The 8846-nt window shown below is 32.1% G+C and carries 10 protein-coding genes; 8 read left to right on the forward strand and 2 right to left on the reverse strand.

Translation table 11 applies throughout. The features are described 5' to 3' along the window. Positions 1-14 precede the first annotated feature (14 nt). The 5 genes from feoB to GBO31_RS20050 all read left to right on the forward strand — a co-directional run bounded on the left by feoB (position 15) and on the right by GBO31_RS20050 (position 4847). Positions 15-2111: a ferrous iron transport protein B gene (feoB, locus tag GBO31_RS20025; RefSeq protein ID WP_219010252.1), complete on the forward strand. Its 2097-nt coding sequence runs from the start codon at positions 15-17 to the stop codon at positions 2109-2111. 248 nt (positions 2112-2359) lie between these two features. After that, positions 2360-3214, forward strand: a complete 855-nt coding sequence (locus GBO31_RS20035) for an AraC family transcriptional regulator (protein ID WP_219010254.1) — start codon at positions 2360-2362, stop codon at positions 3212-3214. A 98-nt stretch (positions 3215-3312) separates the two neighbouring features. Continuing rightward, positions 3313-3648 carry a nuclear transport factor 2 family protein gene (locus tag GBO31_RS20040; protein ID WP_219010255.1) on the forward strand — a complete coding sequence of 112 codons (336 nt, stop codon included), beginning with the start codon at positions 3313-3315 and terminating at the stop codon, positions 3646-3648. A gap of 14 nt (positions 3649-3662) precedes the next feature. Next, entirely contained in the window at positions 3663-4508 is an 846-nt protein-coding gene (locus GBO31_RS20045) for an enoyl-CoA hydratase/isomerase family protein (RefSeq protein WP_219010256.1), read from the forward strand. Positions 4509-4610: 102 nt separating this feature from the next. Then, the gene (locus GBO31_RS20050; RefSeq protein ID WP_219010257.1) at positions 4611-4847 is read left to right on the forward strand and encodes a hypothetical protein; all 237 of its coding nucleotides are present in this window, start codon (positions 4611-4613) and stop codon (positions 4845-4847) included. Here GBO31_RS20050 and GBO31_RS20055 read toward each other — a convergent pair. Together GBO31_RS20055 and GBO31_RS20060 are read right to left on the reverse strand one after the other, a co-directional pair. Further along, positions 4833-5756 carry a DMT family transporter gene (locus tag GBO31_RS20055; RefSeq protein ID WP_219010258.1) on the reverse strand — a complete coding sequence of 308 codons (924 nt, stop codon included), beginning with the start codon at positions 5754-5756 and terminating at the stop codon, positions 4833-4835. The genes GBO31_RS20050 and GBO31_RS20055 overlap by 15 nt on opposite strands. Positions 5757-5783: 27 nt before the next feature. After that, on the reverse strand, positions 5784-6203 hold the full coding sequence (locus GBO31_RS20060) for a hypothetical protein (RefSeq protein ID WP_219010259.1): 420 nt from the start codon (positions 6201-6203) through the stop codon (positions 5784-5786). Positions 6204-6303: 100 nt separating this feature from the next. Here GBO31_RS20060 and crtD point away from each other — a divergent pair, with 100 nt between their 5' ends. The 3 genes from crtD to GBO31_RS20075 form a co-directional block, all read left to right on the forward strand. Then, the gene (crtD, locus tag GBO31_RS20065) at positions 6304-7788 is read left to right on the forward strand and encodes a 1-hydroxycarotenoid 3,4-desaturase CrtD (protein WP_219010260.1); all 1485 of its coding nucleotides are present in this window, start codon (positions 6304-6306) and stop codon (positions 7786-7788) included. 3 nt (positions 7789-7791) lie between these two features. Beyond that, positions 7792-8418: a carotenoid biosynthesis protein gene (locus GBO31_RS20070; RefSeq protein ID WP_219010261.1), complete on the forward strand. Its 627-nt coding sequence runs from the start codon at positions 7792-7794 to the stop codon at positions 8416-8418. After that, the coding region (locus GBO31_RS20075) for a lycopene cyclase family protein (RefSeq protein WP_246615929.1) at positions 8418-8846 on the forward strand (429 nt) is incomplete at its 3' end. The genes GBO31_RS20070 and GBO31_RS20075, both read left to right, overlap by 1 nt.

Consider the following 8846-nt stretch of genomic DNA (forward strand, 5'->3'; position numbering starts at 1 on the left):
CAGGATTACTTTTTATGACTCAGCAAATTAAAGTTTCACTTATCGGAAACCCCAATACGGGTAAAACCTCTGTTTTTAATTTGCTTACTGGTCTAAATCAACAAGTAGGTAATTATCCAGGAATTACAGTAGAAAAGAAAGAGGGAATATGTAAGCTATCTGGCGAGGTAAAAGCTCGTGTTCTAGATTTGCCTGGAACCTATAGTTTGAATGCATCTTCGTTAGATGAGAATGTAGTAACAGAAGTATTGCTGAATAGAAAAGATAAAAATTTTCCAGATGTAGCAGTAGTGGTAACGGATGTAGAAAATCTTAAAAGAAATTTATTACTGTTTACTCAAATTAAGGATTTAGAGATTCCTACTATTCTGGCCATCAATATGGCGGATCGTATGAGTAAAACGGGAATTTCTTTAGATATTCCTTTGCTTGAAAAAGAGTTGAATACTAAGATTGCGCTTATAAGTGCAAGGAAAAATCAAGGTATTGAAGAATTGAAAGAGTTGATTCTTTCATATAAATCGTTATCTATAAAACCTTGTCTTAACGCATTAAGTTTTGCTCCAGAGTATTTCGATAAACTCCAAAATACTCTTTCCGATCAGTCATTATACAATCTTTGGTTGGTAATTACGCAAGATGTCAGTTTTAGAAAAGGAGATAAAAAGGAGTTATCCGTATTACCAGATTTTGAAATTAAATCAGAGAGTGAATTAAAACGGTTTCAACAAAAGGAAACTATAAAAAGATATCAATTTATTAATCAGGTTCTAAAAAAAGGACTTTTTATAGATGAAAAATCTGCAACGGGATTACGCGCTAGGTTAGATAGAGTGTTAACTCATAAAGTTTGGGGTTATGTTATCTTTTTTGCAATATTACTCTTAATATTTCAAGCTATCTATGATTGGTCTTCCTACCCAATGGATTTAATTGACGAAGGATTTGCTTGGTTAAGCGAAACTACAAAGTCCTTGTTGCCTTCGGGACCTTTTGTAGATCTTATTACCGATGGTATTATTCCTGGATTAGGTGGAATAGTAATATTTATTCCACAAATAGCATTTCTATTTTTCTTTATATCGATTTTGGAAGAAAGCGGTTATATGAGTCGCGTAGTTTTTCTTATGGATAGGGTAATGCGAAAATTTGGGTTGAGTGGTAAAAGTGTTGTTCCGTTAATTTCAGGAACTGCATGTGCAATCCCTGCAGTGATGGCAACTCGAAATATTGAAAATTGGAAAGAAAGACTCATTACAATTTTAGTGGTTCCTTTTACTACCTGTTCTGCGCGACTACCAGTATATTTGATTATTATAGCGCTCGTTATTCCTGACGAAAAAGTGGGATGGATATTTAGTTATCAGAGTTTAACATTAATGTTATTGTATTTTATTGGTTTCGGAGGAGCTGTTGGTGCAGCATGGATACTTAATAAAGCACTTAAAATTAAAAGCAAAAGTTACTTTGTAATTGAGATGCCAGCTTATAAAAAACCATTACTGAAAAATGTTTTATTTAATGTAATAGAAAAAACAAAGGCATTTGTTTTTGGAGCTGGAAAAATAATAATGGCATTATCTATTATTCTTTGGGTACTAGCAAGCTTCGGACCTAATGATAAATTTAGTAAAGCAGAAGAAATAGTAGCATCTGAATATACTGACTTATCACAAGAAGAGTTGGATCAAAAAGTTGCTTCTTATAAGCTAGAATATTCTTTTATTGGCTATGCAGGAAAAGCCATTGAACCAATCGTAGCACCTTTAGGGTATGATTGGAAAATAGGAATAGGAATTATCAGTTCTTTTGCTGCCAGAGAGGTTTTTGTAGGTACTTTAGCAACCATTTATAGTGTCGGGAGTGATGAAGAGGAGACCATAAAAAATAGAATGGCTAAAGAGGTACATCCAGTAACAGGAGTTCCTCTGTATAATTTAGCTGGTGGTATTTCATTGCTTTTATTCTATGCCTTTGCAATGCAGTGTATGAGTACTTTAGCAATAGTAAAAAGAGAGACTAATGGTTGGAAATGGCCAATAACACAATTGGTATTTATGAGTGTACTGGCATATACTGTTGCTCTTATTGCCTATCAAGTTTTGAAATAATAATACATAGTTATTTAGTGAATTTAGATCAAGCTTTAAAACAATAAGTTTTTGTATTTTTATACGACAGAAGAATTATGAATTTACTTATCCAAAATATACTGGTATTTGTAGTTGTTGCGTTAGCAATAGGTTTTTTAGTGAAAAAATTCTTTTGGAAGCCTCAGGTTTCTTCAGCGAACAAAAAATCCGGCGCCTGCGGGAAAAATGGTTGTGGTTGTCATTAGAAAGATTACAGCTTTTTAGGTATGCCAAGAACAATTTTCAAAAATATCGTCATACAGCATTTTGAAAAAGTTACTTCCTTAGCATTTTGCCAGTATACTCCTATTCGGTTTTTTGAAATACTATTTATCAAAGAAGGTTCAGGTACATTAGTTATCAATAAACACAGAGTTGAATATCAGGAAAATCAAGTCTTTATTTTGATACCAAATGATGAATATAACTTTGAAATTGAAAAACCGACTACGGTTTCTGCGATAAAATTTCTTAATAGTTTTTTTGGTGATATGTTATCGAATGAATACGAAATTCAACGAAAACAATGGTTCAAGAAAATAGAAACCATATTACATGGAGCTGATAGAACTTCTAATTTGGATTTTCGATCAAAATCAGATGAGAATAGTATATTTTTACTATTTACGGTTTTGAGAAATGAGTACAATGAGGAAAATTTAGTCAGTGAAGCTGTTTTAAAATCTACTTTGCATTCTATTCTTCACATTATATCAAGAAATGTAAGTTTTGTATATTCAGATATTAAAGATTCCAAAATTCAGAGTATTATTAATTATATCCATTATCATATTCATGATTCTGAAAAACTCTCAAAAAAGGCGTTGGCAGATCAGTTTTATATGTCTGAAAATTATATCAGTGAATACTTTAAAAATAAAATGGGAATTGGTCTCAAAAAGTATATTATAAATTATAAACTAAAGATGGCGGAAACACGGTTGAAGTACACCAACTTAACAGTTTCTGAAATCGCTCAAGAGTTGGGTTTTACAGATAGTAGTCATTTAGATAAAACATTTATATCCTACAAAGGGATGGCCGCAAGAACTTTTCAGGCAAATTTGAAAACCTCTAAATAACTTTTCCTCGTTTTTTACTAAAACCTCTTTTTTTCTTACCTGATAATAGGTGTGCTTCTAAAATAACTTTGCACTGTAAAGTTTAACAAGCACTTATTATGAAAAATCCTCAAGACGTATTTGAAAGCCATATGAGGGCTGTAGATACATTGGATCCAATAAAAGTATTGGAAGATTATACCGATGATGCTTTATTCATTACACCAGATAAAACCTATAAAGGATATGAAGAAATATTTGGTTTCTATAAAGCATTCCTTCCTAAGTTCGAAAACTTTGATTTTAAAACCATCAACCAACAAACTAATGACAACATAGTTTATTTCGTTTGGACTGGAAAAAACAAGCATATTCATGTGCAATTGGCAACCGATACTTATATCATAGAAGATGGGAAAATAAAACAACACACTTTCGCAGGAATCATTAATTAAAATTTAGATAAATCATGGATTATAAGAATTTTCAAACATTCACAGCAGAACAAAAAGGAGGGATTTTGTACGTAACAATTAACTTTGGACCGGTTAACGTACAAGGACAAGAAATGTTAGCAGACTTAAGTAGTCTTTGTTTACGTTTGGAGCGTGACCGAAGTGTTAAAGTAGTGGTATTTCAGTCTTCTAACGAAGGTTATTGGGTATGTCATTATGATACGAACTTATTAAGGGATATGTCTCAAGAAGCTGTTCCTAGAAATGAAGTTAAACTATTAGACCTACAAGCTGTTCTGGAAAGATTAAGTCAAGTACCTCAGGCTACAATAGCAAAAATTGAAGGTTTTGCAAGAGGAGGAGGTCATGAAATGGCACTAGCATTAGATATGCGTTTTGCTGCTAGAGGGAAAGCAAAATTTATGCAAATGGAAGTTGGAATGGGAATTTTGCCGTGTGGAGGAGGAGCTTCTCGTATGGCAAGACAAGTAGGACTCGGAAAAGCTTTAGAAATTATTTTAGGAGCTAGAGATTGGGATGCAGATGAAGCTGAAAAATTTGGAACCGTAAACAAAGCGTTAGATGCAGATAAGATTGGATCATATGTTGATGCTCTTGCAGAACGTATCTCCAAATTCCCAGCAGAATCTATCGAAGCTTGCAAACGTGCGGTTTATGCTTCAATTGATTTACCTATTGCAGAAGCTTTAACTGAAGAGGCATATCAATTGTATCAAGCAACAAGTAAGACACCCGCTATAAAGCGTTTTACAGTTGCTGATGAAAATGGTGCTCAATTTGATCACGAAAATCAAAAAAACTGGGAAAATATGTTAATGGATATTCAGGAGATTAATTAAGGTGAAATTTAATACATTTGAAAAGATGCTCTTCTTTTATGGAGCATCTTTTTTTAGTTGATCGAAATATCATAATCTCATAACTGGAATATTATACATTTTATGTCATCAATTATAGTTATTCTAATTGCTTATTGGTATGATTATAAGTCCAATAAAAAACAGTTTGTTTCTGATAGTAAAGGAGGTTTGTTCTTTGTGGTTCTTTTACTAAATGTTTTTGGTTTGTTATTTCTAATTCTAGATGTTGGAATTCTAATTTCAGTACTATCTATGGGAATAGCATTACCTGGTATATTATTTATCAAATACTTTATTAAAAAGTTATTTTCTTCTTAACCATTTTATAGAGCGATTGCTGCTTATTAAATAAACGCCTATAAAAATAAATGCACAGCATAGGAGTTTTGGAATCGTTATGTCACCTTTATATTGACTATCTATAATGAAATAAGATATTCCGGCTACTAATATCATAGCTACAGCCGGTTGAACGTAAATGTAACTGCTAGACACCGTAGGTTTTACATATTGTAAGGCAAACATATTTAGTAAATAAGCTAAAAAAGTAGGTCCAATGATTACGTAAAATAAGGATGTCCAATTACTACTGGTGTATGTGCTAAAATCCGTTTGTAACAATTGACCAAAACAAAAAGGAAACATAAAAAGAAAACCAAAGAAAAAGGTCCATACAATTACTGTAATTGGCTGATATTTTGCCATCATAGGTTTTACAAGAACAAGGTAGAAAGCAAATGATAAAGCATTGAGCCCAATAAAGATATTTCCCTTTAAGGATCCTGTGCCTAGTCCAGAATTTCCTAAGTAAATCAACAAAACAGCACCACTACCGCCAATAAAAATACCGAGAATTCGAGATGTTGTTAACGGTTCTTTTAATAAAAAGTAACTGATAATAACTGTAAAGATGGGCATTGCAGTCACAATTATAGCAGCATCAACAGGCGAGGTAAGACTAAGACCATTCATGGAAAAGTATTGATTTGTTGCCACACCTAAAATTCCACAAAGCAGTAATCTTGGAATATCTTTTTTTTGTACGCGCTCTTTTACAAAAAATTTAAGGAGTAAGAAAAGCAATCCAGCGCCTGTAATTCTTAAAAAAACCAAAGCAGATGGGCCAATTTTATTGGGCATTAAGCCTTTTGCTATCAAATAGTTTGCCCCATATATTATATTTAAACTGAGCAAAGCAATATGAGCCTTAGCTTTATTTGAAACCATGGTATAAAGTAACTAAATATAAATCGATTATTTTACGAGCAGTTCTAAATAATAATCTTTATGAGGGATTTTTTCATCATTAACGGGATAAGGACTCAAATTGTATCCAAGAATAGCTTTTTCTTCTTGTTTTAGCAGTTCTTTTGGGGAGTCAGGTGTTATACCTTTTGCGCCTATAATAATAAGCTTTTCTTCTACAAGAATATCATTTTCGTAAACCCCAACTATAACTTTAGCCTGCCCTTCCCAAACACAACTTACATATTTAGGGCATCTAGAGTCTTCTACTAACTTTAAAAATTGTAGACTTTTAGATTTTAAATTAATCTTTTTGCCTAATTTCAGTTTAGTAATGATTTTAGGAGTTTGTATTTGTTTTGGCTTTTCTTGAGCACTTAAAGAAAAAAATAGGTTAAAAAGGAATAGAAGAAAAAACAGTTTTTTCATGTTATAAAGCTTAAGAACCAAAAGTATACAAAAAACAATACTAAAGTTAACTAAATTACTAATACATTTTATTTTTTCACAATATCTTTACGCTCTTAATATGTCAGGAAAAAGAGTAACCATTGTCGGATCTGGAATTGCAGCACTAGCTTCTGCAATACGCTTGAGGAATCAAAATTTTGATGTAAATGTTTATGAATCCAATTCATATCCTGGAGGAAAGTTGACTGAAATATACAAAAGTGGATATAGATTTGACTGCGGTCCTTCACTATTTACAATGCCACAATTTGTAGAAGCGCTATTTGATATTTCAAATAAAGATATTTCCAAGTATTTTGATTACAAAAAGAAAGAAGTAGTATGTCGTTATTTTTATGAAGATGGAACTAAGTTTACTGCATTATCCGACATTAATAAATTCGCTAAAGAAGCAGAACAGACCTTTCAAGTAAAGAGTGATCAAATTCTTACGTATTTTAAAAGAAGTAAGTTGAAGTATGATCTTACCTCTTCTTTGTTTCTTGAAAAGTCACTGCATAAATTATCCACGTATTTGTCTCCAAATACTTTAAAGGCAATTGCAGGAATTAATAGCTTAGGAATCAATACAAAGCTTCATGATTATAATAGAAAGGAGTTTAAAGATCCTAAGTTAGTTCAGTTTTTTGATCGATTTGCAACTTATAACGGTTCTTCACCTTATCTTACTCCTGGAATTATGTCTATGATTCCTCATCTAGAGCAACATTTTGGAACTTTTTTTCCAAAAGGAGGAATGCATAGTATTACAAAAGCACTGTATCAGTTGGCATTAGATTTGGGAGTTGAATTTCAGTTTGATACTAAGATTGATCAAATTATGATTGCTGATAATAAAGCAATCGGTGTTATAGCAAACGGCAAAAAAATACCATCTGATATTGTAATATCTAATATGGATGTAGTACCAACGTATAAAAAGCTATTATCCGATCAAAAAGCGCCTGAAAAAACGCTTAAGCAACCAAGATCAAGTAGTGCACTTATTTTTTATTGGGGAATCAAAAAGGAGTTTCCTGAGTTGGATTTACATAATATCTTTTTTTCTAAAAATTATGAGGAAGAGTTTGAATATATCTTTGAAAAGAAAAAGACGTATMATGATCCAACTGTCTATATAAATATTACTGCCAAAAACGAACCAAATGATGCCCCAAAAGGTTGCGAAAATTGGTTTGTAATGATTAATGTTCCAGGAAACGAAGGACAAGATTGGGAGACCATTATAAAACAATCCAAGAAACATGTTTTAGAAAAATTAACTAGACTGCTGAATGTATCTATTGAAGAGTTGATAGAAACGGAAACTATTTTAGATCCAAGAAGTATTGAAGAAAAAACGCAATCATATCAAGGATCACTTTATGGATCTAGTAGTAATAATAAATTTGCTGCTTTTCTGCGCCACCCAAATTTTTCTAAAAAAATTAGAAACTTATATTTCTGTGGAGGAAGTGTACATCCAGGAGGAGGGATTCCATTGTGTTTGCTCTCTGGAAAAATAGTTGCAGAGTTAATTGAAAAAGATTATAAACTTCATTAAATCATGTTAAAAGAAAGACAGCTTATTATAGCTATTATTATAATCTGGTTATTCACAGTTTCAGGAATAATTGGGATATTGATAGGATATGAAGATTGGTTTTTACCGCTAACACCACTTAATTTGTCAGTATACACAGTCTTAATTTGTTGGACTTCAAATGCCAGAAGAAAATTAATTCTTGCCATGCTTATTCCTTTTTCTATAGGAATGATAACCGAATATTTAGGCGTAAATCACGGATTGATTTTTGGAAACTATGCATATGGTAACAATTTAGGGATTAAAGTTCTGGGAGTTCCCTGGATTATTGGTATAAATTGGGCACTGTTGGTATATACTACTGCTGCTATTGCTAAGAAAATCCACACTAACATAATTATTACGGCGAGTATTGGTGCAATATTGATGGTAGCGCTAGATGTAATTATTGAAGTTTCTGCTCCGAGATTTGATTTCTGGGAGTTTGATAATGGAGTAGTGCCTATTCAGAATTATATAGGGTGGTTAATCACTGCTTTTGTTGCTCATATTTTGTTTCAAAAGTTCTATAAAACTTTACAATACACATTGTCCGTTCATATTTTCATAGCTATCTTTATATTTTTTACAACATTTCTATTCTATTAATGCAGCGATACGATTACATTATCATGGGTACTGGTGCTTCAGGATTGATACTCGCATATCAGATGGCGTTAGATCCATTTTTTGATCAAAAAAAAATTCTTTTAATTGATAAAGAAGAAAAAAATCAAAATGATCGAACTTGGTGTTTTTGGCAGAAGGATAAAGGCTTGTGGGAAACTTCGGTTAGTAAAGAATGGCAGCGTATTTTTTTCGGAAGTAAAGATTTTTCAGATACCATAGATATTACACCATATCAATATAGATTGATAAGAAGTAAAGATTTTTATCAATTTGCTTTTTCATTTTTGAAAGAAAAAACAAACATAACTATTGTTCAAGAAACGGTTGTTGGGTTTGTAGATGAAGGTGAGATCGTTGAAGTTGAAACTGATCAAAGGTTTTACTTAGGTTCTACTGTTTTTAATAGC

This window comes from Aquimarina litoralis (genome assembly GCF_019295435.1).
GTDB lineage: Bacteria > Bacteroidota > Bacteroidia > Flavobacteriales > Flavobacteriaceae > Aquimarina > Aquimarina litoralis_A.